The organism is Hydrogenophaga sp. SNF1 (assembly GCF_034421675.1).
Classification (GTDB): domain Bacteria; phylum Pseudomonadota; class Gammaproteobacteria; order Burkholderiales; family Burkholderiaceae_C; genus Hydrogenophaga; species Hydrogenophaga borbori.
This window is the reverse complement of sequence record NZ_CP139793.1, coordinates 4,419,026-4,441,487: the sequence shown is the minus strand read 5'-3', so window position 1 is coordinate 4,441,487 and position 22,462 is coordinate 4,419,026. Positions and strand designations below refer to the sequence as shown.

Below are 22,462 nucleotides of genomic sequence, written 5' to 3'. Positions count from 1 at the left end.
CGTTCACTTCCCGCCCTTGTCGCCCATGCACCTCCATCGAATCGTCCTGATCGCCGCCCTCACCGTCCTGGGCGCCTGCTCGTCCCCCGCGACGCGCCCATCGGCCCAGTCCACCACGCCCGCCGCCGATGACACCCAGAGCGCCACCTCGCGGGACGGCTCCTTCCAGGGCGAGATCACCGGCAAGGCACGGCCCGGCAGCCGGTTCGCCCGGCTCCAGATCGGCATGGGCATGGACGAGGTGCAGACCTTGATGGACCGTGCGCCCGACCGCTCGCATTCCTACGAATCGGGCAAGCGCTGGATTCCGTTCTACTTCGGCAACGACGCGCGCCGCCTGCAAGCGCTCTACAAAGGCGAGGGCTGCCTGATCTTCACCGGCGGCAACGTCTGGGGCAGTGCCGGAGGCGACCTCATCGCCATCCACCACGACGCCACGGGCGCCTGCTACCAGCCCTGAGGCGCCCCCGCTCAGCGCGGCTGCTTGACGATGCGCAGGTAGGGCTTGAGCGCCTTCCAGCCATCGGGGAACAGGGTCTTGGCGTCCGCGTCGCTCACCGAGCCCGCGATGATCACGTCCTGCCCCTGGGTCCAGTTCGCGGGGGTCGCCACCTTGTGCTTCGCGGTGAGCTGAATCGAATCGAGCGCGCGCAGAATCTCGTCGAAGTTGCGGCCCGTGGTCATGGGGTAGGTCATCATGAGCTTGATCTTCTTGTCGGGCCCGATGATGAAGACCGAGCGCACGGTGGCGTTGGTGGCGGCGGTGCGGCCCTCGGCGCTGCCGGGTTCTTCGGCCGGCAGCATGTTGTAGAGCTTGGCCACCTTCAGATCGACGTCGCCGATCATGGGGTACTTGACCGTGGCGCCCTGCGTCTCCTCGATGTCGGTGACCCACTTGCCGTGGCTGTCCACCGGGTCCACCGACAGGCCGATGAGCTTGGTGTTGCGCTTGGTGAACTCGGGTTCGATGCGGGCCATGTAGCCCAGCTCGGTGGTGCAGACGGGGGTGAAGTCCTTGGGGTGCGAGAAGAGGATGGCCCACTGGTCGCCGATCCAGCTGTGAAAGTCGATGACGCCTTGCGTGGTCTGGGCGCTGAAGTTCGGTGCGGTGTCGTTGATGCGTAGGGACATGCCGGGCTCCTGGGCGGGTGAAAAGCCGCTAGTGTGCGCAGTCCGAAAGACCGTGTCCATGAAGGAGTTACCTGCACCATGACCACCGTTCGCCCCTTGGCCGAGCCCGAAGCCGATCCGCGCGTGAAGGCCGTCTTCGACGACATCCGCGCCACGCGCAAGACCGACTTCGTCAACAACCTGTGGCGCGCCCTGGCCTTCGACCCGGCGCTGCTGGAGGGCACCTGGGCCGAGGTGAAGCGGCTGATGGCCACGCCCTCGCAGCTGGACCCGCTGACCAAGGAACTGGTCTACATCGCGGTCTCCGTCGCCAATGGCTGCGGCTACTGCGTGCACTCGCACACGGCGGCGGCGCGCGCCAAGGGCATGACGGACGCCCAGCACGCGGAGCTGATGGCCATCGTTGGCCTGGCGGCCAAGACCAACCACCTGGCCACGGCCCTGCAGGTCGAGGTCGACCCGGTGTTCGACGCCGGCCGCGCCTGAGGTGGCGGCGCGCCTCAGTACAGGCGCACGGCGACGTCGAAGTGCCAGCTGCGGCGGATCTCGATCACGTCGAACTGGCGGGCCATGGCCGGCGGGAAGGCGGTGTGCGTCATGCCGTGCACCAGGCGTGGAATGGCCTCGTCGATGGCGGCCACGCCGCTGGTGCGCACCACCGTGACCGATTCGATCGTGCCGTCGCTGCGGATGGCGACGGTCACCACCGGGTCGGTGTAGCCCTGCCGGGCCGCCTCGCGCACCAGTTCCACCGGCATGTTCATCTCGATGCGCTTGGCCCAGGCCTCGGCGTAGAGGACCAGGTCGCGGTTGGGGTCGTAGCGGCCGAAGAGTCGGACGCGGCGCAGGCCGCTGGCGGACGGGTTGCGCTGCGCCTCGGCCTCGGCCGCCGCGCGGCGCTCGGCCTCTTCGTTGAGCTGGCGCCCGATGGCGCGGCGGCGCTCCTCGCGGGCCTCGTCCTCGGCCTGCCGTTGCGCCTGCAGGCGCGCGGCCTCGGCTTGGGCGGCCTGTTGAGCCGCTTGTTGCGCCGCGGCCTGCTGAGCAGCCGCCTGGCGTTCGCCTTCGAGGCGGGCGGCTTCGGCCTGTGCGGCGGCCTGCTGAGCGGCCGCCTGGCGTTCGCCTTCGAGGCGGGCGGCTTCGGCCTGTGCGGCGGCCTGCTGAGCGGCCGCCTGTTGTGCCGCCGCCTGGCGCTCAGCCGCCAGTCGCGCGGCCTCGGCCGCTCGCTCGGCCTCTGCCCGCTCGGCTTCGCGCTGCTCAGCGGCCCAGCGCTGCGCCTCGGCCCGGGCGGCGGCTTGTCTCGCGGCCTCGCGCTGCTGCGCCTCTTGCCGCAGAGCCGCCTCGCGTTCGGCCTGGGCCTGCTGACGGGCGGCCTCCTGCCGTTCGGCTTCCTGGCGGGCGGCCTCTTGCTCGGCCGCTTGGCGCTCGGCTTCGACTCGGGCCGCGTCGCGCTGCTCGGCTTCGCGCTGGGCCAGGGCCTGGCGGGCGGCCTCTTGCTCGGCCGCTTGGCGCTCGGCCTCCTGGCGGGTCGCTTCCGCGCGCTCGGCCTGCGCGCGCTCGGTCGCTTGCCTCAAAGCGTCCTGGCGCTCGACTTCAAGGCGCGCGGCCTCGGCCCGTTCGGCCTCGGCCCGCGCGGCATCGAGTGGTTCGGCCGGCGGGCGGGCCGCGGCCTGCTGAGCGCTTCGCGCTGGGCCGTGGCCAGGCGCTCGGCCTGCTGGCGCTCCAGCTCCAGGCGCGCCATGTCGGCGCGGACCGCCGCCTGCCGCTCGGCTTCCTGGGCGGCCTCCTGCCGCTCGGCTGCCTGGCGGGCGGCCTCCTGTCTCTCGGCCTCGCGGCGCGCGGCCGCCGCCTCCCGTTCGGCCAGCCGGCGCTGCGCCTGTGCCCGGGCCTCGGCCTGGCGCGCCGCCTCCGCCTGGCGCAGGGCCTCCTGTTGCTCGGCCTCTCGCTGGCGCGCTTCCAGTGCCGCGTGGTCGACCATGGCCAGCGCCGCGGTGTCGGCGCTGCCGGCGGGGGCCGGCGTTGCCGGTGCCGGTGCATCGGCGGTGGGTGCGGCCGTGGGCGCGGGAACGGTCCGGATCTTGGCCTTCGGCGCGGCCGGGCGGACCTTGGAGCGGGCGGCCGGCGCCGTCGGTGCGCCGGCCACGGTCGCGTCGGCGGAGGGCTCGGGCGTTGCGTCGGCCGCCGCTGCCGGCGCGGCCGCGGGCACCAGGCGCACCCGCAGCGCCGGCACCTCGGCTCGCCGCTCCTTCCAGGGCAGCTCCAGGCCCGGCAGCCCGAAGCCGTCGCCGAACGTCAGGCTCAGCAGCAGCGCGTGCACCAGCAGGGAGATCGACCAGGCGAAGGCCTGGCGCCGGCGTTCGTTCACCAGCCAGCCGGGCCGCCGCCAGCGGTAGCCCAGCACCGCCGTCAGCGGGGGCAGCCTGCGCTCGGCGGGCGCAGGGCGCGGGGCGGGTGAGCCGGTGGCGTTCATGGGGGCCGATTGTCCGATCCAAATCCCGTGCCCCACCGGGAGGGCTCAATGCCTCAGAGCTTCTCCGTCTCCCCGGCCTTGGGCTGCCACTTCATCAACCGCTTCTCGATGCGCCCGACCATCGCGTCGAGCACCAGCGCGAAGGCGGTGAGCACCAGGATGCCCGCCATCACCGTGTTGATGTCGAACTGGCCTTCGGCCTGCAGGATGAGGTAGCCCACGCCCTGCGAGGAGCCCAGGTACTCGCCCACCACCGCGCCCACGAAGGCCAGGCCCACACTGGTGTGCAGCGAGCTGAACACCCAGCTCGTGGCGCTGGGCAGGTAGACGTGGCGCAGCAGCTGCTTCTGGCTGGCGCCCAGCATGCGCGCGTTGGCCAGCACCACCGGGCTCACCTCCTTCACGCCCTGGTAGACGTTGAAGAAGACGATGAAGAACACCAGCGTGACGCCCAGCGCCACCTTGGAGCCCATGCCCAGGCCGAACCAGACCGCGAAGATGGGCGCCAGGATGATGCGTGGCATGGAATTGAGCGCCTTGATGTAGGGCTCCAGGATGGCCGAGGCCATGGGCGAGAGCGCCAGCCACAGCCCGCCCGCCAGTCCCGTGACGGCGCCGATGCCGAAGGCCATCAGCGTCTCGGCCAGCGTGATCCACAGGTGCACGTAGATGTCGGCGTCGCCGACGAACCAGGCCCAGATGCGGGCGAAGATCTTCAGCGGCTCGCCGAAGAAGAACGCAGCCTGGCGGTCGTTGTCGAACATGAAGGTCGGCACCAGGCCGGGCGTGGTCATCACGTGCCAGAACACGAAGATGAGCACCAGCAGCGCCAGCTGCCACAGGGTGAGGTTGCCCGGACGGGGCTTGATGAACTTCCACATGCGATGACGGGGCGGTGAAGGGCCGCGCTCAGGCGGCCTTGCGCAGTTGTTGCTGGTAGCCCTTGAGCACCTCGTCGCGCAGCACGGCCCAGATGGCGGCGTGCAGCTCGAGGAAGCGCGGCGTGGTCTTGACCTCGGCCACGTCGCGCGGGCGCGGCATGTCGATGGTGAAGTCGCCGATGGGGCGGCTGGCGGGGCCGGCCGACATCACCACCACGCGGTCGCTCATGGCGATGGCTTCGTCCAGGTCGTGGGTGATGAAGAGCACCGCCTTCTTCTTTTCGGCCCAGAGCTGCAGCACCTCGTTCTCCATCAGCTGGCGCGTCTGGATGTCCAGGGCCGAGAAGGGCTCGTCCATGAGGATGATGTCGGGGTCGAGCACCAGGGTCTGCGCCAGGCTGGCGCGCTTGCGCATGCCGCCGCTCATCTGGTGCGGGTAGCGGTCGCCGAAGCCGCCCAGGCCGACGCGGCGCAGCCAGCCGTCGGCCTGCTCACGCGCCTGGGCGGCGCCCACGCCGCGGAACTGCAGGCCGGCCATCACGTTCTCGAGCGCCGTGCGCCAGGGCATCAGGCTCTCGGCCTGGAACATGTAGCCCGCGCGCGCATTGATGCCCTTGAGTGGCTCGCCGAAGATGCGCGCGCTGCCCTTGCTCGGCTCCAGCAGGCCGGCCGCGACGTTGAGCAGCGTGCTCTTGCCGCAGCCGGTGGGGCCCACCACGCTCACGAACTCGCCCGCGCCGACCCGCAGGTCCACCTGGTCGACGGCGGTGTAGCGCTGGCCCGGGGCGTCCTTGCTGATGAAGGTGCAGGCGACGCCCTGCAGTTCGATCGCGGCGGTCATGTCATCCCTTCGGGTACTTGGCGTTGGCCTTCTGCGCGAAGCTGTTGGTGTAGACCGCGTTCAGGTCGAGCTTGGCCTTGGCGAGCGCGGCGTCCACGCTGCCCAGGGCCCGGAACGCGGTCTCGGCGCCCTTGGCGGGGAACATGCCGTCGGGCGACAGCGCCTTCTGCGCGGCCAGGAAGCCGTCGATGTAAACCGCGCGGTCGCCGAGCAGGTAGCTCTCGGGCACCACCTTGATGATGTCGCCCGGGCCGGCCTTCTGGATCCACTTGTTGGCGCGCACCATGGCGTTGGTCATGGCCTGCACGGTGTTGGGGTTCTTGTCGATGAAGGGCTGCGGGCAGTACAGGCAGCCGGCGGGCATGGGACCGCCGAACACCTTCTCCGCCTCGCTCACGATGCGCGTGTCCGAGACGATCTTCAGGTCGCCCGAGCGCTGCAGCAGGGTGATGACCGGGTCGAGGTTGCTGATGGCGTCGATCTGGCCCGCGCGCATGGCGGCCACGGCGCCGTTGCTCGCCCCCACGCCGACGATGCTGACGTCGCTGGGCTTGAGGCCGGCCTTGGCCAGCACGAAGTTCACCAGCACGTTGGTGGAGCTGCCCGGCGCCGTCACACCGATCTTCTTGCCCTTGAGGTCGGCCACGGTCTTGAAGTTGGCCATGGTCTTGGGGTTCACGCCCAGCACGATCTGCGGCGCCAGGCCCTGCAGCACGAAGGCGCGCATGGGCTGGCCCTTGAACTGCATGTTCACCGTGTGCTCGAAGGCGCCCGACACCACGTCGGCGCTGCCGCCGACCACGGCCTGCAGGGCGCGCGAGCCGCCGGCGAAGTCGACGATGGTCAGGTCCAGGCCCTCGTCCTTGAAGTAGCCCAGCTGCTCGGCGATGGTCAGCGGCAGGTAATAGAAGAGGTTCTTGCCGCCCACGGCGATGGTGCACTTGGGCTTTTCCAGGCCCTGCGCGGCGGCGAAACGGGGCAGGGCGGCGGCGGCGAGGCCGCCGGCGACGAAGTGGCGTCGTTGCATGTCGGGTCTCCTGAGGGGCGGGGCGGCTGGCCCCGCTGGGGTGGTGGCCCGGCGATGATAGACCGGGGGGTTTCCCCGTCGCGCCGCGCGGGACTGGGGATTGCCCTTAGCCCGGCCTCAGTCCGCCTTCAGCCCACCGGCAGCCCGTCCACGAAGACCTTGAGTTCTTCGGGAGCGAAGGGTGTCCACACCTCGTTGCTGGTGAGCGGCGTGGTCACGATCACCGCCGCGCGGTCGCCGGGGTGGTTGAGCTCGGCGAAGTTCACCGTCCAGTCGCGGTCTTTCAGCGTGGCCAGCGAGAACGGGTGCTGGCGCACCAGCCAATGCAGGTGGGTGCTGCAGTGCGCCCACAGGGCCTCGCCGTTGGAGAGCAGGAAGTTGAAGCTGCCGAAGCGGCGCACCTGCGGCACCAGTTCGCGCAGGGTGCGGGTGAGCTCGTCGACGCTGGGCAGGGACGCGTGCGACTTGGCCATTTCCTGCATCAGCCAGCAGAAGGCGCGCTCGCTGTCGGTGCTGCCCACGGGGCGGAAGTGGCTGTGCAGGTTCGGCTCGTAGTCCTTGAGGTCGCCGTTGTGCGCGAACACCCACTGGCGGCCCCAGAGCTGGCGCACGAAGGGGTGGGCGTTTTCCAATGCCACTTCACCGATGGTGGCCTTGCGCACGTGGGCGATGATGTTGCGGCTCTTGAGCGGGTAGCCCTGCAGGAAGGCCGCCATGGGCGAGTCGTGCGCGCTGCGGTGGTCGATGAAGAGGCGCAGGCCCTTGCCCTCGAAGAAGGCGATGCCCCAGCCGTCGGCGTGGTGGTCGGTCTTGCCGCCGCGGTCGCAGAAGCCCGTGAAGCTGAACGACGCGTCGGTGGGCGTGGCGCAGTTGAGTCCCAGCAGTTGGCACATGGCGCGAATTCTGCCTTTTTGCTGGCGGCCTAGCCCTGGGCAGTATGCCGCTCGGGCGGCGAGGGCGGCTCGGCGGGGCCCGGGGGCTTCAGGCGGGCGGCGGCCAGCAGGGCCAGCGCGCAGATGGCCGCGAGCATGAGGAAGGTTTCGTCGAAGGCCGCGAGGCGCGCCGGCGTGGTGGGTGAGGTGTCGAGCGGCGCGCCGTGCGCGGCCAGCCGCCATTCCAGGAAGATGCCGCACAGGCTCACGCCCGCCGCACCGCCCAGCATGCGCAGGAAGTTGATGACGCTGGCGCCCTGCGGGATGTGGGCGTGGCCCAGCCCGCGCATGGCGCCGATGTTGAGCGAGGGCAGGATGAAGCCCAGCCCGATGCGCCCGACGATGGCCCAGAGCACCAGCAGCGGGATGATGCGCGCCGCGTGCTCCAGCCGGATCGTGACCATCAGCGCGAACGAGGCCGCCAGCAGCACCAGGCCGATGCAGACCAGGCGGTGCGTGGGCTGGCGGTCGGCCAGGCGGCCGACGGTGGCGATCGTCACCGCCAGCACCAGGCCCGAGGGCAGCAGCACCGTGCCCACCACCGACGGCGAGAGCTGCAGGCCCATCAGCATGTACACCGGCAACAGGTAGGTGGAGCCGAACAGCGCCACGCCGTAGATGAAGGCCACCAGGCTGCCCATGGCGAAGCGGCGGTCGGCGAACAGGCTCAGGTTCATCAGCGGCTCGGGCCCGTGCGCGTGGCGGTGCGCCCGCAGCATGCGCCGCGCCAGCCAGACAAAAACCAACAGCAAGGCGCCGGCCGTCAGCAGCAGCGTGGCCGCGGTGAGCGGCGTGCCGCCCTGCAGTTCCACCAGGCCATTGAGCAGGCACAGCGTGCCTGCGGCGGCCAGCAGCAGGCCGCGCCAGTCGAGCGCGGCGCCCGCGCGGTTGGCGGCCTGGCCGCCGGGCGCGGAGGTGGGGATGAGCTTGCGCGCCATCCACAGCGAGGCGATGCAGAACGGCACCACCATGAAGAAGATGGAGCGCCAGCCGAACCAGTCCACCAGGATGCCGCCGATGCTGGGTCCCAGCGCCGGCGCCAGCACCACGCCCATACCGAAGACGCCGCTGGCGCGGCCCTGCTCGCTGGGGTCGAAGGCGCGCAGGATGATGATGGCCGGGATGGGCTGCACCACGCCCGCGGCCAGGCCTTCGGCCACGCGCGCGGCCAGCACCAGGGGGTAGTGGTTGGCCAGGCCGCCGGCCATGCCGCCCACCAGCAGCAGCCACATGCAGCCCGAATAGGTGGCGCGGTAGCCATAGCGCGCCAGCAGCCAGGGCGTGGTGAGCATGGACACGGTCATCGCCGCCATGAAGCCCGAGCTGACCCATTGCGCGCGCTCCTGGCCCAGCGCGAAGTGCTGGCTCATGTCGGGAATGGCCACGTTGACCACGGTGGACGACATGATGGACGCCATGGTGCCCACCATGACGGCGAGCAGCAGCAGCCAGCGGTAGCGCGGCCCGTAGCGCTCGCGCAGCGCGGGCAGCCCGTGGGGCGAGGGCGGCGGTGCGGGCGGTTCGCTCATGGGCGGGGTGCCAGCGCCTGGCGCACGCAGGCCTGACAGACGCAGGCCTGGCGGCGCGCCGCCTCGGGGATGCGGGCGAGCAGCTCGGGGCTGAAGGTCTCGCTCACGCACCAGCACGGTGGCTGCGGCTCGCCGGTGGCCTTCTCGATCTCCACCGCGCAGCGGTTGTCGCCGCCGCACAGGGGGCAGCGCGTCGCGTCGAAGGGGATGGGCGGGTTGGCGGGCATGGGAGGGGGTATCCGCGGCGCCATTGTCGCCGCTGCGGGACGGGCGCGATCAGGGGTGCTCGGGGCCCTGGAACAGCTCGATCACCAATTCGCGGAACCAGCGCTGCAGCGGGTTGTTGTGCGTGCGGTCGTGCCACAGCAGCACGACCCCGAACGGCTCCAGGTCCAGCGGCGGCTCGAAGATCTCGATGTCGGTGAACTGGGTGAACCCCTTGGCGACCTTCTCGGGCACGGTGGCGATCAGGTCGGTCTGCTCGATGATGAAGGGAATGCCCAGGAAGGTGGGCTTGGACATCACCGTGCGCCGGGGGCGGCCCGCGCGCTCGAGCGCCTGCTCGATCTGCGCGTTGTACATGGTGGCCTGGCCGGGCTCGACGATCACGTGGCCCTGGTCGCAGAAGCGCCGCAGGTCCATGGCGCCGGACAGCAGTGGGTGGCCGCGCCGGGCCACGCCCACCAGGCGGTCGCGGAACAGCGGGCGCACGCGAAGGCTGGCGGGGGGGTTGGGGAAGTAGGTGATGGACACGTCCACTTCACCGCTGCTGAAGATCTCGCCAAAGCGCGTCGGGTTGGGGCCGACGATGCGCAGGATCACGTTTGGCGCGCGCCGCGCGAGCTCCTTCACCAGCGAGGGCACCACCACGAAGTCGATGTAGTCGGTGACGATCAGCGTGACGGTGTCGTGCGCCTGCGACGGGTCGAAGTCGCGGCGTTCGTGCATCAGCGCGTCGACGTGGCGCAGCGTGTCGGCCAGGCGCGGCGCGATCTCCTGCGCGCGCGCGGTGAGCACCAGGCCACTGCCGCTCTTCACCAGCAGCGGGTCGTTGAACACCGTGCGCAGCTTGGACAGGGCCAGGCTCATCGACGACTGGCTCATCTCCAGCCGTGCCGCGGCACGCGTGACATGCGCCTCGCGCAGCAGCGCGTCCAGCGCCACCAGCAGGTTCAGGTCCAGGTCGCGTAGCCTCATTGGGATCGTCTTGTCGATGGCGGCTATCGGTGTGGCGAATTGCGATCGAAGGCCTCGTTTGAGTTTAATCAAGGACAGCAGAGAACGACGGAGACAAGCCATGCATTCCCCACCGGCCGGTGGCGCCACGCGCCGCTAGCGCGCGCCCGCGCCACACGGCCTTTCCCTCCCCCTCACTTCGCGGCGTCGAGCCGCGCCCTTCGTGCGACACCAGGTCGCGCGCGGCCGCGCTTCGCCTGCGCGCCGCTTTCCTTCAGGAGACCCACCATGGAACAGAAGATCCCCACCATCCGCGTCACGCGAGAGCAGATGCGCCAGCGCGTCGCGCTGTTCAGCGAAATCCGCGGCCACGACGGCGGCCTGCCCGATAGCCGCCACCCGAGCGCGCTGCGCAAGCTCTACAACATCATCGGCTTCCAGCCGCCGAAAAAATCCGATGGCACGGTGGTCGTGTCCCCCGTGGGCGATGAGGCGGCCGAGGCCGCGCACATCAAGATCAGCGAGGGCTTCAACCTGGGCTTCTGCGAGGCCGCGCCGGGCAAGGGCCCGATGATGCACAACCACGACACCAACGAGACCTTCATGCCCATGACGGGGCAGTGGCGCTGCTCGTGGGAGGTGGACGGTCAGGTCGAGAGCTTCGACCTCGGTCCGTTCGACGTGATCTCCTTTCCCGCCGGAGTGCAGCGCCGGTTCGAGAACGTGAGCTTTGGCGAGCCGGACAAGACGCACTGGCTGATGTTCGTGATCGGCGGCGACGCGCCGCAGGCCGAGTTCTCGCCCGAGGCGCACGAGCGGCTCATCGCCGAAGGCTTCATGTCGGCCGACGGAAAGTACTGAGCCATGCAGGAGATGCTCGACCGGCTGGAAAGCCGCTACGCCTGGTCCTCGCTCGAGGTCGATGGCGTCGAGTGGCGCTGGCTCGACACCGCCGGCAAGGGGCCGGCGGTGCTGCTGCTGCCCGGCTCCGTGGGCGATGGCGCGATGTTCGTTCGCACCCTGCTGTCGCTGGGCGAGCGGCTGCGCCTGATCGCCGTGACCTACCCGGCGCTGCCCGAGGCCCCGCGCCTGTCCGATGGCCTGAAGGCCGTGGTCGATCACCTGGGTCTGCCACCCTGCGTGGTGGTGGGCTCGTCCTTCGCCGCCTGGTGGGCGCAGTTTTTTGCCCTGCAGTACCCGCAGCAGGTGCGCCGCCTGGTCATCGGCAACGGCTTCACGGACGCCAGCGACCTGGCCGCCAACCCGCTGTTCGATCCCGCCTGGGTGGCGAGCGTATCGCCCGAGGTGCTGCACGCCAGCTGGCTGGAGCGCGTGGCCGGCGCGCCGGTGTCGCCGCTGCAGCAGCTGCAGCGCGTGATGCTGGCCAAGCGCCAGTCGCCGGCCAGCCTGCACTCGCGCTTCGCCGGCGTGACGCAGGCGCGCGCCTGTCCGCCGCTGCCCCTGGAGCCGTCGCAGATCGTGGTGCTGGACTGCGCCGACGATCCGCTGATCCCGCCCGAGGCGCGCGATCGCCTGCGCGAGCGCTATCCCGGGTCGCGCCATGTGCGCCTGCAGACCGGCGGCCACTACCCGCACCTGCTCAACCCCGAGGCCTACGAGAGCCTGCTGCTCGACCTCAGTTTCGAATGACCCCCATCCGAGGAGACAAGCCATGAGATTCGCCCATTCCCTGCTGGCCGCCGCGCTGGCCCTCGCCGCCTCGATCGCCCACGCCGACAACTTCACCCTGCGCATGGGTGGCGGACACACCACCGGCCTGACCTACATCAGCGTGTACGACGGCTTCTTCGCCGACGAGGTGAGCCAGCGCGTGAAGGCGCGCACCGGACACAACCTGCGCTTCATCAAGGCCTGGGGCGGCAGCGTCGCCAAGGTCGACGGCGTGCTGGAGGCCGTGCAAAAGGGGTCGCTGGACATCGGCCTGTCGCCGATCGGCTTCGAGCAGGCGCGCGCCGGCCTGCTGAACTACAGCGCCTACATGCCCTTCACCGCCGATGACCCGGTGCTGCAGCAGAAGGTGGCCTCGCGCATGCTCAAGGAGGTGCCGGCGCTGCAGGAGAGCGTCAAGCCCTACAACGCGCACATCCTGGCGCAGATGGTGACCGAGGCCTATGGCGTGGCCACCAGCTTCGACTGGCAGCGCGTGGACGAGCTCAAGGGCAAGCGCATCGCCATGGCCGGCACCAACGCGCCGCTGTTCATGCCCACGGGTGCGGTGCCCGTGACGCTGGGCATCGGCGAACACTACCAGGCCATGCAGAACGGCCTGGCCGACGGCAGCCTGTTCATGGTCTCTGGCATGGAGGCCTTCAAGCTGCGCGAGGTGGCCAAGGTCTGGACCAAGACCGGCTTCGGCTCCTACAGCACCTTCGTGTCGTTCATGAACCTGAACACCCGCGCGCGCCTGCCCAAAGAGGTGGTGGCCATCATCGACGAGGTGGCCGAAGAGGCGACCGCGAAGATCGCGGCCGCCAGCCGCCAGCGCGACCTGGACATCGAGGCCCGCCTGCGCGGTTCGGGCACGCAGATCCATGCGCTGTCCGATGCCGAGAAACGCCGCTGGGCGGAGCTCGTGAAGGACCTGCCGGGCCGCGCCGCCAAGGAACTCGACGCCAAGGGGCAGCCGGCGACGCAGGTCCTCAAGACCTATGTCCGCTTCCTCGAGGAGGCCGGCTACAAGTTTCCCATCGCCTACCCGCTCTGAGCCACCGTGAAGACGTCCTTCGACACGCTGCTGAGGGCGCTGCACGCCATCGGCGCGGTGCTGCTCGCGCTGCTCACCCTGGTCATCGGCTATGACGTGGCGGGCCGGTTGCTGTTCAACCACCCGTTCGCGGGCACGGCCGAGCTGACCGGTGCCGGCCTGGTGCTGCTGACCTTCCTGCAGGCGCCCAGCGCCATGCGGCGCGGCAAGTTGCTGCGCGTCACCTTCCTGCTGGAGCGCCTGCCCACCCGCGCGGCCGGCGCGCTGGTGGGCGCCGCCTGGCTGATCGGCGCGCTGGTGTTCGCCACCTTCCTGGTCTCGGGCTGGGGGCCTGCCATCGAGGGCTGGCGAAGCGCGGAGTTCTACGGCAACGACGCGTTCCGCCTGCCCGCCTGGCCCCTGCGCTTCGGCACCTTGCTCCTGTGGTCCGTGGGCGTGCTGGTCTGCCTGCGCTTGTGCGTGGACGCCTGGCGCGGCCGAGGCGCGAGCGAGCCGGCCCCGGCCGATTGAGAGGAGATTCGCCATGTTCTTCGAAACCTGGGCCGCGCTGTTCGTGCTGGTGGCCCTTGTCATCCTGGGTGTGCCGGTGGTGTTCGCCTTCGCCGGCAGCGCGCTGTTCGGCCTGTACTTCGCGCTCGGCGGGGTGTGGCCGGCCATGGACCTGGTGGGCCAGACGGCGATCACCGGCATCAAGGACTACAACCTGGTGGTGATCCCCTGCTTCACGGTGATGGGCATGTTGATCGCGCACTCCGGCGCGGCGGCCGACCTGTTCAACGTCGTCAATCGGCGCCTGCGCGGCGTGCCCGGCCGCCTGGCCGTGGCCACCGTGGGCGGCAACGCGGTGTTCGCGGCCGTGACCGGCGTCGGCGTGGCCTCGGCGGCGGCCTTCAGCCACGTGGCCTACCCGGTGATGCGCGACCACCGCTACAGCCGCAGCTTCGCCACCGGCTGCATCGCGGGCAGTTCGGTGCTGGGCCTGCTCATCCCGCCATCGGTGTTCATGATCGTCTGGGCCATCCTCACCGAGCAGTCGGTGGGCAAGCTGTTTGCGGCCGGCGTGGTGCCGGGCCTGCTGCTGGCCCTGATGTACGCGCTGTACTGCGGCGTCTACGCGAAGCTGCGGCCCGACGCGGCCCCCGAGAGCGAGGACGCGGCAGCGCCGGCCGAGCGCGGCGCGGTGCTGGGCGCGGCCTACGTGGGGGCGCTCATCGTGGTCACGCTGGGCGGCATCTGGTTCGGCTACTTCACGCCCACCGAGGGCAGCGCGGTGGGCCTCATGGGCGCGCTGGTGGTGGCCTGGCTCAAGGGCATGCGCTGGGCCGGCATCCGGGGCGCCTTTGTCGAGGCCGGCCACACGGTCACGCCCATCATGCTGCTGCTGCTCACGGCCACCATGTTCAGCAAGCTGGTCGCGCTCAACGGAATTCCGCAGGAGGTGCAGGCGCTGCTGCAGGCCTGGGGCCTGGGGCCCACGGGCACCATGCTGTTCATGGTGGTGGTGTGGTTCGTGCTCGGCATGATGATCGACAGCATCTCCATCATGCTGCTCACGGTGCCGATCTTCTGGCCCATCGCCATGTCCATGGGGTTCGATCCCATCGTGTTCGCCTTGATCGGCATCCTGGTGATCGAGGCCGGCGTGCTCACGCCGCCGTTCGGCATCAGCGTCTTCGTGGTGAAGGCGGCGGTGCCCGACCCGCTGCTCAAGGTGCAGGAGATCTTCCGCGGCGTGGCGCCCTACTGGATCCTCATCCTGCTGCTGGCCTGGACCATCCACACCTGGCCCGCGCTGGCGACCTGGCTGCCCTCGCGGATGTGAGCCCCAGGCCTGGGCTGGCTTGCCACGGCCGCGGGTGCGGATACCCCTGGGAGATCCGCTCCGGTCGGCTGTGGCAGGGCTTTGACCGTCATTCGGACTAGGTGACCGCCCAAACCGGTGGGGTCTACACCGTGCTGGTGGAGGGCGACGACATGACCGAACCGGTGGCCGACGAGACCCGGTCCATTCTCGACGGGCACATCGTGCTGTCGCGCAAGCTGGCGGCAGCCAACCACTACCCGGCCATCGACGTGCTGGCCTCGGCTTCTCGCGTGATGGGCGCCCTGGTGTCCCCGCAGCACAAGGCCGCGGCTGGCCGCGTGCGCGAACTGTTGGCGAAGTACGACGAGATCGAGTTGTTGCTGAAGGTCGGCGAATACAAAAAGGGCGCCGATCGGGTGGCCGATGTGGCGATCGAGCGCCGCGAGGCCATCAACGCCTTTCTGCGGCAGCCCACGCACGAGTTGTCGGGCTTCGACGCCGCGGTGAAGCAACTGCGGACCCTGGCGGCCTGAGCCGCCCAGCGGGCCCCTCCATTTCCGTTCCTGCCCGCGGCCGCAGGCCGCCGCATCGGTGGTACCGTTGTATCGATCGGGCGACCGACCGGTCGGATCATGTCTCCGTTGCATGGACTGTCAAATCTGACAGGGGTGAAGTTGGAGATTTCCAGGATTTGAGTTAGAGTAGAGGCGGGTGCCGAGAGGTACCTCCCGCTTTTCCTCCCTGAGCGGGTGCCTTAGTGTGTGACAGCAAAAAGGCTTCCCAACCCGGCCCCTGGCCGGGTTTTTTTTGCCCATTGGCCTGCAGCGAGGGTGGTGGATCGCGCGAACTACACTGCCCGGATGCTCTGGGTCAAAGCCTTCCACATCGTGTTCGTGGCCAGCTGGTTTGCTGGCCTGTTTTACCTCCCGCGCGTCTTTGTGAACCTGGCCATGGTGCCGCCCGAAAGCGTGGCCGAGCGGGCGCGCCTGCTGCTCATGGCGCGCAAGCTGCTGCGGTTCACCACCCTTCTGGCGGTGCCGGCGCTGGCGCTGGGGCTGTGGTTGTGGCTGGGGTATGGCATCGGGCGCGGGCCTGGCAATGGCTGGATGCATGCCAAGCTGTTCGTCGTGGTGCTGGTGCTGGGCTACCACCACGCCTGTGGTGTTTTGTTGCGGCGCTTCGAGCGCGGGGCGTCGCGGCACGGCCATGTCTGGTACCGCTGGTTCAATGAGGCGCCGGTGCTGCTGCTGGTGGCGGCGGTGGTGCTGGTGGTGGTCAAGCCCTTTTGAGCGCCGGTGCCATGGTCACGGGCTCTCGGACATCGGCCTGGCCTCTGGCCGTGCTGTACGCCAGCCTGATCGCCTACGCCAGTCTCTACCCCTTCACGGGCTGGCGTGTGCAGGGCGTGGAGCCATGGTCCTGGTTGTGGGCGCCCTGGCCGCAGTACTGGACGGGCTTCGATCTCTGGACCAATTTCGTGGGTTATGTGCCGCTGGGCGCCTTGATGGTGGGGGCCGCCCTTCGGCTGGGTTGGCGCCGCGGGGCGTTCTGGTGGGGGGCTGGCGGTGCCGTGGTTTTGTCGGGCCTGGTCGAGAGCCTGCAGACCTTCTTGCCAGGGCGTGTGCCGTCCAACGTGGACTTCGGTCTGAACTCGACCGGGGGCGCGCTGGGCGCTGGCCTCATGGTGCTGCTGGACCGCTGGGGCGTGCTGGCGCGCTGGGGCCGCTTTCGCGACGGTTGGTTCGCGCCCGGGGCGCATGGCGGGCTCGTGCTGCTGGCGCTGTGGCCGCTGGCCCTGCTGTACCCGGCTGCGGTGCCCTTTGGGTTGGGGCAGGTGGCCGATCGCCTGATGCTGGCGCTGGCCGACTGGCTGGGCGACACCCCGTTCCTTGCCTGGTTGCCGGCGCGCGCGGAGCCGGTGGTGCCGCTGAGTCTGTTGACGCAGGCATTCTGCGTGGCGCTGAGCCTGCTGGCGCCGCTGCTCATGGCCTTCGGCGACATGAAGGGCGGGTGGCGCCGGGTGCTGTTCCTGCCGCTGTTTTTTGGCGGCGCCACGCTGGTCGCGGGGCTGTCGTCGGCGCTGACGCACGGGCCGGTCCATGCCTGGGCCTGGCTCAGTCCTGTGGCTGTGGTCGGCATGCTCGCGGCCTTGGTGGTGGGGCTGGCCTGCCTGCCCCTTCCCCGGCGGCTGTGCCACGCCCTGATGCTGCTGTGTCTGGGGGTGGTGCTCACCCTGCTCAATCGCGCACCCGAGGTGCCTTACATGGTGCAGTCGCTCGAGGTCTGGGAGCAGGGGCGTTTCATCCGTTTTCATGGCCTGTCGCAGTGGCTGGGATGGCTGTGGCCCTTCGCCGCCATCCTGTTCGGGCTGCGGGCCGTGGCGCGTTCGCCAGGGCGCCAGGAGGCGGCCGCCTAGAATCGCGTCATGGCCGATGGCACCGCTACCCCTCCCGCTTCCTACTATCAGCGGCACATTTTTTTCTGCCTGAATCAGCGCGAGGGTGGCGAAGCCTGCTGCGCCGACCACAAGGCCGAAGACGCTTTTGCCCGCTGCAAGTCGCGCGCCAAGGCGCTCGGCCTGCTCGGTCCGGGGGGCGTGCGCGTCAACCGCGCAGGCTGTCTTGACCGCTGCGCGGGTGGCCCGATCGCGGTGGTGTACCCGGAGGCCGTCTGGTACAGCTACGTCGATCAGGCCGACATCGATGAAATCGTCGAGTCGCATCTGCGCGACGGCGTCGTGGTCGAGCGGCTGCTGACGCCTCCCGACGTGGGACGCTGAGGTGAACGCGCAGACCGAATCGCGTCTGATCGACGGTCCGGCCGGCGCCATCGAGCTCGCCATCGACCGGCCCGAGGGCGCGGCCCGCGCCACGGCCGTCATCGCCCATCCCCATCCCTTGCACGGCGGCACGCTCACCAACAAGGTGGTGCAAACCTTGGCGCGCGCGGCCGTGCTGGCGGGCATGGTGGCGGTGCGTTTCAACTTCCGCGGTGTGGGGCGCAGCGGCGGACAGTACGACGAGGGGCGCGGCGAGACCGACGACCTGATGGCCGTGGTGCAGTCCGAGGCGCCTGCCGGGCCCCTGGCCCTGGCCGGCTTCTCCTTTGGCTCCTATGTCACCAGCCAGGCCTTGCAGCGCCTGCACCCCGCGCGCGACGTTCGCGAGCTGGTGCTCGTCGGCACCGCCGCCAGCCGATTTCAAGTGGCGCCGATCCCGCAGGAACTTCACGCCCGAACGCTGGTCGTTCACGGCGAGCTTGACGACACGGTGCCGCTGAGCGCGGTCATGGACTGGGCTCGCCCGCAGTCCTTGCCCGTGGTGGTGGTGCCGGGCGGCGGCCACTTCTTCCATGGCCAGTTGCCCCTGCTGCGCGAGCTGGTGTGGCGCCATTGGCGGCCTTGAGCCGCGGTGGCGCCGAATTTTTTTGAGGACTTTGCGTTGATGACCCGTTTTCGTTCCCTGATCGCCGGCCTGGCGCTGTCGCTGGCCTCGCTGGTGCCCGCCTGGGCGCAGATGCCACAACCCCCCGAGATTGCGGCGCGTTCCTATCTTCTGCTGGACGTGACCACCGGTCAGGTGCTGGCCAGCAAGGAGCCCGATGCGCCGGTGGAGCCGGCCTCGCTCACCAAGCTCATGTCGGCCTACCTGGTGTTCGACGCGCTGCGCGCCGGCAAGATCACGCTCACGCAAACCTTCGGCGTGAGCGAGCGCGCCTGGAAGATGCCGGGCTCGCGCATGTTCATCGAGCCGCGCATGCAGGTCCCGGTCGAAGACCTGATCAAGGGCATGATCGTGCAGTCTGGCAACGACGCCACCGTGGCATTGGCCGAGGGCGTGGCGGGCTCCGTCGAGCGCTTCGTGGAGCTTATGAACCAGCAGGCCAAGGCGCTGGGCATGACGGCCACCAGCTACCGCAACGTCGAGGGCCTCACGGCCCCGGGCCACACCACCACCGCGCGCGACCTGGCGACGCTGGCCACGCGGCTGATGAACGACTTCCCCCAATACGTCGGCTACTACTCCATCCAGCGCTACCGCTACCCCGGCACGCCCGCCACCAACGACACGAACCGCAACCTGCTGCTGTTTCGCGACCCCACCGTCGACGGACTGAAAACCGGCCACACCGACGCGGCGGGCTACTGCCTGGTGGCCACCGCGCGCCGGCCGGTGCCCGGCCTGGGCGACGGGCCGGCCGGCCAGCGCCGTCTGGTGTCGGTGATGCTGGGCGCGTCGAGCGAGAACGCCCGGGCCGCCGAGTCGCAGAAGCTGCTCAACTGGGGATACACCGCGTTCGACACCGTGCGCCTGCTGGCGGCCAACCAGCCGGCGGCCGAGCCGCGCATCTGGAAAGGCAAGGCCGACACCGCCAAGCTCGGCCGCGCCGAAGGCGTGGTGGTGTCGGTGCCGGCCGGCCAGGGCGCGGGCCTGAAGTCCACGGTGGTGCGCCCGGACCCCCTCGTCGCGCCCCTGCAGAAGGGGCAGCCGCTCGGCACGCTGCGCGTGACCACCGCGGCGGGCCAGCCCGTCGTGGAGGTACCGCTGACGGTGCTGGAGACCGTGGAAGAGGCGGGCATCTTCGGCCGTGCCTGGGACGCGATCCGCCTCTGGATCCAGTGACCTGCCTCCCTGGAGCGGGGGGCAGGCTTGGCGCGGCTGACGCGCCAGTGCTACACTAGTAGGCTTTTCGGAATTTTCCGAAAGGCTTTGTCGTTTTCAAACGTTTAGGGACGTTTTCAATGCCAACCATCAACCAACTCGTGCGCCACGGCCGGGAGGTCGAAAAGACCAAATCCAAGAGCCCGGCCATGGAAAACTCGCCGCAACGCCGCGGCGTGTGCACCCGTGTGTACACCACGACCCCGAAGAAGCCGAACTCGGCGCTTCGCAAAGTCGCCAAGGTCCGCCTGACCAACGGCTTCGAGGTCATCTCCTACATCGGCGGTGAAGGCCACAACCTCCAGGAACACAGCGTGGTGCTGGTTCGCGGCGGCCGTGTGAAAGACCTTCCCGGCGTGCGCTACCACATCGTGCGTGGCTCGCTGGACCTGCAGGGCGTGAAAGACCGCAAGCAGGCCCGCTCCAAGTACGGCGCCAAGCGTCCCAAGAAGGCCTGATCGGTCTCATTCGGTGCCGCCCGGTTTTGACGAGCCGGAACGGCGTAGTGGCCTTGAACAAAGGCCGAGTAAGTGCAGGCTCCTGATGGGTCTGCGGGGTGTCTGGATCAAGAAGGACGTCCGGACATCAACTGAAGCAAGAGGTGAAACATGCCACGTCGTCGCGAAGTCCCTAAACGTGAAATCCTGCCGGACCCGAAGTTCGGCAACGTCGAAGTCGCCAAGTTCATGAACGTGATCATGCAAGGCGGCAAAAAGGCTGTGGCCGAGCGCATCATCTACGGTGCGTTCGAGCAGATCGAGAAGAAGTCGGGCAAGGACCCGCTCGAAATCTTCTCGACGGCCATCAACAACGTCAAACCCATGGTGGAGGTGAAGAGCCGCCGCGTGGGTGGCGCCAACTACCAGGTGCCCGTTGAAGTGCGCCCGGTGCGCCGTCTGGCGCTGTCGATGCGCTGGATCAAGGAAGCGGCCAAGAAGCGCAGCGAAAAGTCCATGGCCCTGCGCCTGGCCAACGAGCTGATCGAGGCCACCGAAGGCCGTGGCGGCGCGATGAAGCGCCGCGACGAAGTGCACCGCATGGCCGAGGCCAACAAGGCCTTCAGCCACTTCCGCTTCTGATTCGGACCTTATCTTTCCGATCAACCTGACCCGAGAGCCCGCGGGCCCCTTCCAGGGGTGGCGGGCTCGAACCATTCCGGAGTATTTCCATGGCCCGCACCACGCCCCTTGAGCGTTACCGCAACATCGGCATTTCCGCGCACATCGACGCTGGCAAGACCACGACGACCGAGCGCATCCTGTTCTATACCGGCGTGAACCACAAGATCGGTGAAGTGCACGACGGCGCCGCCACCATGGACTGGATGGAGCAGGAGCAGGAGCGCGGCATCACGATCACGTCCGCCGCCACCACCTGCTTCTGGAAGGGCATGGACCTGTCCTACCCGGAGCACCGCTTCAACATCATCGACACCCCCGGCCACGTCGACTTCACCATCGAGGTGGAGCGTTCCATGCGCGTGCTCGACGGCGCGTGCATGGTGTACTGCGCCGTGGGCGGTGTGCAGCCCCAGTCGGAAACCGTCTGGCGCCAGGCGAACAAGTACAAGGTGCCGCGTCTGGCGTTCGTCAACAAGATGGACCGTACCGGCGCGAACTTCTTCAAGGTCTATGACCAGATGCGCCTGCGCCTGAAGGCCAACCCCGTGCCGGTCGTCATTCCGATCGGCGCCGAGGACAACTTCAAGGGCGTGGTCGACCTGCTCAAGATGAAAGCCATCATCTGGGACGAGGCCTCGCAGGGCATGAAGTTCGAGTACCACGACATTCCGGCCGAGCTCGTCGAGACCGCCAAGGAGTGGCGCGAGAAGATGGTCGAGGCCGCGGCCGAAGCCAGCGAAGACCTCATGAACAAGTACCTCGAGGAGGGTGACCTCTCCGAGGAAGAGATCAAGCTGGGCCTGCGCACGCGCACCATCTCGACCGAGATCCAGCCCATGCTGTGCGGCACGGCCTTCAAGAACAAGGGCGTGCAGCGCATGCTCGACGCCGTGATCGACTTCCTGCCTTCGCCGGTGGACATCCCCCCGGTGGCGGGTACCGACGAGAAGGAAGAGCCCGCGACCCGCAAGGCCGACGACGGCGAGAAGCTGTCCGCGCTGGCGTTCAAGCTCATGACCGACCCTTACGTCGGCCAGCTCACCTTCGTGCGCGTCTATTCGGGCGTGCTGAAGAAGGGCGACACCGTCTTCAACCCGGTCAAGGGCAAGAAGGAGCGCATCGGCCGGATCGTGCAGATGCACGCCAACAACCGCCAGGAAGTGGAAGAAATCCGCGCTGGCGACATCGCCGCCTGCGTGGGCCTGAAGGAAGTGACCACCGGTGAGACGCTGTGCGATCCCGATGCCGTCATCACCCTGGAGCGCATGGTCTTCCCCGAGCCCGTGATTGCGCAGGCCGTGGAGCCCAAGACCAAGGCCGACCAGGAAAAGATGGGCATCGCGCTGCAGCGCCTGGCCTCGGAAGACCCCTCGTTCCGCGTCAAGACCGACGAGGAATCGGGCCAGACCATCATTTCCGGCATGGGCGAGCTGCACCTGGAGATCATCGTCGACCGCATGAAGCGTGAGTTCGGCGTGGAAGCCAACGTGGGCAAGCCCCAGGTGGCCTACCGCGAGACCATCCGCAAGAGCGTGGACGAGGCCGAAGGCAAGTTCGTGCGTCAGTCGGGCGGCAAGGGCCAGTACGGCCACGTGGTGTTCAAGATCGAACCCAACGAGGCCGGCAAGGGCTTCGAGTTCGTGGACGCCATCAAGGGCGGCGTGGTGCCGCGCGAGTACATCCCGGCGGTGGAAAAGGGCGTGATCGAAGCCCTCAACACCGGCGTGCTGGCGGGTTTCCCGGTGGTGGACGTCAAGGTCACGCTGCATTTCGGTTCGTACCACGACGTGGACTCGTCCGAGCAGGCCTTCAAGATGGCCGCCATCTTCGGCTTCAAGGAAGGCTGCAAGAAGGCCAACCCCGTCATCCTCGAGCCGATGATGGCCGTGGAAGTCGAGACGCCCGAGGACTACGCCGGCAACGTGATGGGCGACCTGTCGTCGCGTCGCGGCATGGTGCAGGGTATGGAGGACATGGTCGGTGGTGGCAAGGCCATCAAGGCCGAGGTGCCGCTGTCCGAGATGTTCGGCTACTCCACCACGCTGCGCTCGATGTCGCAGGGCCGTGCCACGTACACGATGGAGTTCAAGCACTACTCGGAAGCGCCGCGCAACGTGTCCGAGGCCATCGTGGCCGCGCGCGCGAAGTAAAAGCAAGTCGGTTCGAC

General features: G+C 69.0%; 25 protein-coding genes and 1 pseudogene. 16 read left to right on the top strand and 10 right to left on the bottom strand.

Annotated elements, in window-relative coordinates; genetic code table 11:
- Positions 1-25 precede the first annotated feature (25 nt).
- On the top strand, positions 26-460 hold the full coding sequence (locus SOM08_RS21335) for a hypothetical protein (RefSeq protein ID WP_322469695.1): 435 nt from the start codon (positions 26-28) through the stop codon (positions 458-460).
- 11 nt (positions 461-471) lie between these two features.
- Here SOM08_RS21335 and SOM08_RS21330 read toward each other — a convergent pair whose 3' ends face one another.
- The gene (locus SOM08_RS21330; RefSeq protein ID WP_116959969.1) at positions 472-1,131 is read right to left on the bottom strand and encodes a peroxiredoxin; all 660 of its coding nucleotides are present in this window, start codon (positions 1,129-1,131) and stop codon (positions 472-474) included.
- 78 nt (positions 1,132-1,209) lie between these two features.
- Here SOM08_RS21330 and SOM08_RS21325 point away from each other — a divergent pair, with 78 nt between their 5' ends.
- Positions 1,210-1,617 (top strand): carboxymuconolactone decarboxylase family protein, encoded by a 408-nt coding sequence (locus tag SOM08_RS21325; RefSeq protein ID WP_116959968.1) that lies wholly within the window; start codon positions 1,210-1,212, stop codon positions 1,615-1,617.
- A 14-nt stretch (positions 1,618-1,631) separates the two neighbouring features.
- On the opposite strand, the gene SOM08_RS21320 is transcribed toward SOM08_RS21325, so the two are convergent.
- The 9 genes from SOM08_RS21320 to SOM08_RS21280 all read right to left on the bottom strand — a co-directional run bounded on the left by SOM08_RS21320 (position 1,632) and on the right by SOM08_RS21280 (position 10,005).
- The gene (locus SOM08_RS21320) at positions 1,632-2,702 is read right to left on the bottom strand and encodes a TonB C-terminal domain-containing protein (RefSeq protein ID WP_322469694.1); all 1,071 of its coding nucleotides are present in this window, start codon (positions 2,700-2,702) and stop codon (positions 1,632-1,634) included.
- On the bottom strand, positions 2,699-3,598 hold the full coding sequence (locus tag SOM08_RS21315) for a hypothetical protein (protein ID WP_322469693.1): 900 nt from the start codon (positions 3,596-3,598) through the stop codon (positions 2,699-2,701). The genes SOM08_RS21320 and SOM08_RS21315 overlap by 4 nt, the downstream gene beginning before the upstream one ends.
- A gap of 53 nt (positions 3,599-3,651) precedes the next feature.
- Positions 3,652-4,479 carry an ABC transporter permease gene (locus SOM08_RS21310; RefSeq protein WP_070400851.1) on the bottom strand — a complete coding sequence of 276 codons (828 nt, stop codon included), beginning with the start codon at positions 4,477-4,479 and terminating at the stop codon, positions 3,652-3,654.
- Between the two features lie 28 nt (positions 4,480-4,507).
- Positions 4,508-5,320, bottom strand: a complete 813-nt coding sequence (locus tag SOM08_RS21305; protein WP_116959966.1) for an ABC transporter ATP-binding protein — start codon at positions 5,318-5,320, stop codon at positions 4,508-4,510.
- 1 nt (position 5,321) lies between these two features.
- On the bottom strand, positions 5,322-6,347 hold the full coding sequence (locus SOM08_RS21300) for an ABC transporter substrate-binding protein (protein ID WP_322469692.1): 1,026 nt from the start codon (positions 6,345-6,347) through the stop codon (positions 5,322-5,324).
- Between the two features lie 128 nt (positions 6,348-6,475).
- Entirely contained in the window at positions 6,476-7,240 is a 765-nt protein-coding gene (locus tag SOM08_RS21295) for a class II glutamine amidotransferase (RefSeq protein WP_116959964.1), read from the bottom strand.
- Between the two features lie 29 nt (positions 7,241-7,269).
- Positions 7,270-8,808: an MFS transporter gene (locus SOM08_RS21290; protein ID WP_116959963.1), complete on the bottom strand. Its 1,539-nt coding sequence runs from the start codon at positions 8,806-8,808 to the stop codon at positions 7,270-7,272.
- Complete coding sequence (locus SOM08_RS21285; RefSeq protein ID WP_116959962.1) at positions 8,805-9,035, bottom strand: cysteine-rich CWC family protein; 231 nt, start codon at positions 9,033-9,035, stop codon at positions 8,805-8,807. Before SOM08_RS21285 ends, SOM08_RS21290 begins: the two co-directional genes overlap by 4 nt.
- Before the next feature lie 49 nt (positions 9,036-9,084).
- A complete protein-coding gene (locus SOM08_RS21280; RefSeq protein ID WP_181936520.1) occupies positions 9,085-10,005 on the bottom strand; it encodes a LysR family transcriptional regulator in 921 nt (306 codons plus the stop codon).
- Between the two features lie 267 nt (positions 10,006-10,272).
- Here SOM08_RS21280 and SOM08_RS21275 point away from each other — a divergent pair, with 267 nt between their 5' ends.
- The 14 genes and pseudogenes from SOM08_RS21275 to fusA all read left to right on the top strand — a co-directional run bounded on the left by SOM08_RS21275 (position 10,273) and on the right by fusA (position 22,445).
- A complete protein-coding gene (locus SOM08_RS21275; RefSeq protein WP_116959960.1) occupies positions 10,273-10,845 on the top strand; it encodes a cupin domain-containing protein in 573 nt (190 codons plus the stop codon).
- 3 nt (positions 10,846-10,848) lie between these two features.
- Positions 10,849-11,634 (top strand): alpha/beta fold hydrolase, encoded by a 786-nt coding sequence (locus SOM08_RS21270; protein ID WP_116959959.1) that lies wholly within the window; start codon positions 10,849-10,851, stop codon positions 11,632-11,634.
- 22 nt (positions 11,635-11,656) lie between these two features.
- Positions 11,657-12,709: a TRAP transporter substrate-binding protein DctP gene (dctP, locus tag SOM08_RS21265; protein WP_322469691.1), complete on the top strand. Its 1,053-nt coding sequence runs from the start codon at positions 11,657-11,659 to the stop codon at positions 12,707-12,709.
- Between the two features lie 6 nt (positions 12,710-12,715).
- Complete coding sequence (locus tag SOM08_RS21260) at positions 12,716-13,219, top strand: TRAP transporter small permease (protein WP_116959957.1); 504 nt, start codon at positions 12,716-12,718, stop codon at positions 13,217-13,219.
- Between the two features lie 13 nt (positions 13,220-13,232).
- Positions 13,233-14,531, top strand: coding sequence for a TRAP transporter large permease (locus tag SOM08_RS21255; protein WP_322469690.1), 1,299 nt, complete (start codon positions 13,233-13,235; stop codon positions 14,529-14,531).
- A 110-nt stretch (positions 14,532-14,641) separates the two neighbouring features.
- Positions 14,642-15,046: pseudogene (locus SOM08_RS21250) on the top strand (EscN/YscN/HrcN family type III secretion system ATPase); the annotation flags it as partial.
- A 327-nt stretch (positions 15,047-15,373) separates the two neighbouring features.
- Entirely contained in the window at positions 15,374-15,802 is a 429-nt protein-coding gene (locus tag SOM08_RS21245) for a CopD family protein (RefSeq protein ID WP_116959955.1), read from the top strand.
- 11 nt (positions 15,803-15,813) lie between these two features.
- Positions 15,814-16,929, top strand: coding sequence for a VanZ family protein (locus SOM08_RS21240; RefSeq protein WP_116959954.1), 1,116 nt, complete (start codon positions 15,814-15,816; stop codon positions 16,927-16,929).
- Between the two features lie 9 nt (positions 16,930-16,938).
- Positions 16,939-17,292, top strand: a complete 354-nt coding sequence (locus tag SOM08_RS21235; RefSeq protein WP_070400841.1) for a (2Fe-2S) ferredoxin domain-containing protein — start codon at positions 16,939-16,941, stop codon at positions 17,290-17,292.
- Between the two features lies 1 nt (position 17,293).
- Positions 17,294-17,917 (top strand): alpha/beta hydrolase, encoded by a 624-nt coding sequence (locus tag SOM08_RS21230; RefSeq protein WP_116959953.1) that lies wholly within the window; start codon positions 17,294-17,296, stop codon positions 17,915-17,917.
- A gap of 39 nt (positions 17,918-17,956) precedes the next feature.
- Positions 17,957-19,135, top strand: coding sequence for a D-alanyl-D-alanine carboxypeptidase family protein (locus tag SOM08_RS21225; protein WP_322469689.1), 1,179 nt, complete (start codon positions 17,957-17,959; stop codon positions 19,133-19,135).
- A gap of 119 nt (positions 19,136-19,254) precedes the next feature.
- Positions 19,255-19,632: a 30S ribosomal protein S12 gene (gene rpsL / locus SOM08_RS21220; protein WP_009516237.1), complete on the top strand. Its 378-nt coding sequence runs from the start codon at positions 19,255-19,257 to the stop codon at positions 19,630-19,632.
- Positions 19,633-19,782: 150 nt separating this feature from the next.
- Positions 19,783-20,253, top strand: coding sequence for a 30S ribosomal protein S7 (gene rpsG / locus SOM08_RS21215; RefSeq protein WP_070400838.1), 471 nt, complete (start codon positions 19,783-19,785; stop codon positions 20,251-20,253).
- 89 nt (positions 20,254-20,342) lie between these two features.
- Positions 20,343-22,445, top strand: coding sequence for an elongation factor G (gene fusA, locus SOM08_RS21210; protein WP_116959951.1), 2,103 nt, complete (start codon positions 20,343-20,345; stop codon positions 22,443-22,445).
- Positions 22,446-22,462: the final 17 nt, after the last annotated feature.

What these genes read in the sequence shown, in the direction of transcription:
- SOM08_RS21280 (WP_181936520.1), bottom strand. Translation starts at nt 10,005, where the DNA reads ATGAGGCTACGCGACCTGGACCTGAACCTGCTGGTGGCGCTGGACGCG.
- SOM08_RS21310 (WP_070400851.1), bottom strand. Translation starts at nt 4,479, where the DNA reads ATGTGGAAGTTCATCAAGCCCCGTCCGGGCAACCTCACCCTGTGGCAG.
- SOM08_RS21295 (WP_116959964.1), bottom strand. Translation starts at nt 7,240, where the DNA reads ATGTGCCAACTGCTGGGACTCAACTGCGCCACGCCCACCGACGCGTCG.
- SOM08_RS21275 (WP_116959960.1), top strand. Translation starts at nt 10,273, where the DNA reads ATGGAACAGAAGATCCCCACCATCCGCGTCACGCGAGAGCAGATGCGC.
- SOM08_RS21315 (WP_322469693.1), bottom strand. Translation starts at nt 3,598, where the DNA reads ATGAACGCCACCGGCTCACCCGCCCCGCGCCCTGCGCCCGCCGAGCGC.
- SOM08_RS21255 (WP_322469690.1), top strand. Translation starts at nt 13,233, where the DNA reads ATGTTCTTCGAAACCTGGGCCGCGCTGTTCGTGCTGGTGGCCCTTGTC.
- fusA (WP_116959951.1), top strand. Translation starts at nt 20,343, where the DNA reads ATGGCCCGCACCACGCCCCTTGAGCGTTACCGCAACATCGGCATTTCC.
- SOM08_RS21235 (WP_070400841.1), top strand. Translation starts at nt 16,939, where the DNA reads ATGGCCGATGGCACCGCTACCCCTCCCGCTTCCTACTATCAGCGGCAC.
- SOM08_RS21240 (WP_116959954.1), top strand. Translation starts at nt 15,814, where the DNA reads ATGGTCACGGGCTCTCGGACATCGGCCTGGCCTCTGGCCGTGCTGTAC.
- dctP (WP_322469691.1), top strand. Translation starts at nt 11,657, where the DNA reads ATGAGATTCGCCCATTCCCTGCTGGCCGCCGCGCTGGCCCTCGCCGCC.
- SOM08_RS21245 (WP_116959955.1), top strand. Translation starts at nt 15,374, where the DNA reads ATGCTCTGGGTCAAAGCCTTCCACATCGTGTTCGTGGCCAGCTGGTTT.
- SOM08_RS21325 (WP_116959968.1), top strand. Translation starts at nt 1,210, where the DNA reads ATGACCACCGTTCGCCCCTTGGCCGAGCCCGAAGCCGATCCGCGCGTG.
- SOM08_RS21335 (WP_322469695.1), top strand. Translation starts at nt 26, where the DNA reads ATGCACCTCCATCGAATCGTCCTGATCGCCGCCCTCACCGTCCTGGGC.
- rpsL (WP_009516237.1), top strand. Translation starts at nt 19,255, where the DNA reads ATGCCAACCATCAACCAACTCGTGCGCCACGGCCGGGAGGTCGAAAAG.
- SOM08_RS21290 (WP_116959963.1), bottom strand. Translation starts at nt 8,808, where the DNA reads ATGAGCGAACCGCCCGCACCGCCGCCCTCGCCCCACGGGCTGCCCGCG.
- SOM08_RS21225 (WP_322469689.1), top strand. Translation starts at nt 17,957, where the DNA reads ATGACCCGTTTTCGTTCCCTGATCGCCGGCCTGGCGCTGTCGCTGGCC.
- SOM08_RS21300 (WP_322469692.1), bottom strand. Translation starts at nt 6,347, where the DNA reads ATGCAACGACGCCACTTCGTCGCCGGCGGCCTCGCCGCCGCCGCCCTG.
- SOM08_RS21330 (WP_116959969.1), bottom strand. Translation starts at nt 1,131, where the DNA reads ATGTCCCTACGCATCAACGACACCGCACCGAACTTCAGCGCCCAGACC.
- SOM08_RS21305 (WP_116959966.1), bottom strand. Translation starts at nt 5,320, where the DNA reads ATGACCGCCGCGATCGAACTGCAGGGCGTCGCCTGCACCTTCATCAGC.
- SOM08_RS21270 (WP_116959959.1), top strand. Translation starts at nt 10,849, where the DNA reads ATGCAGGAGATGCTCGACCGGCTGGAAAGCCGCTACGCCTGGTCCTCG.
- rpsG (WP_070400838.1), top strand. Translation starts at nt 19,783, where the DNA reads ATGCCACGTCGTCGCGAAGTCCCTAAACGTGAAATCCTGCCGGACCCG.
- SOM08_RS21285 (WP_116959962.1), bottom strand. Translation starts at nt 9,035, where the DNA reads ATGCCCGCCAACCCGCCCATCCCCTTCGACGCGACGCGCTGCCCCCTG.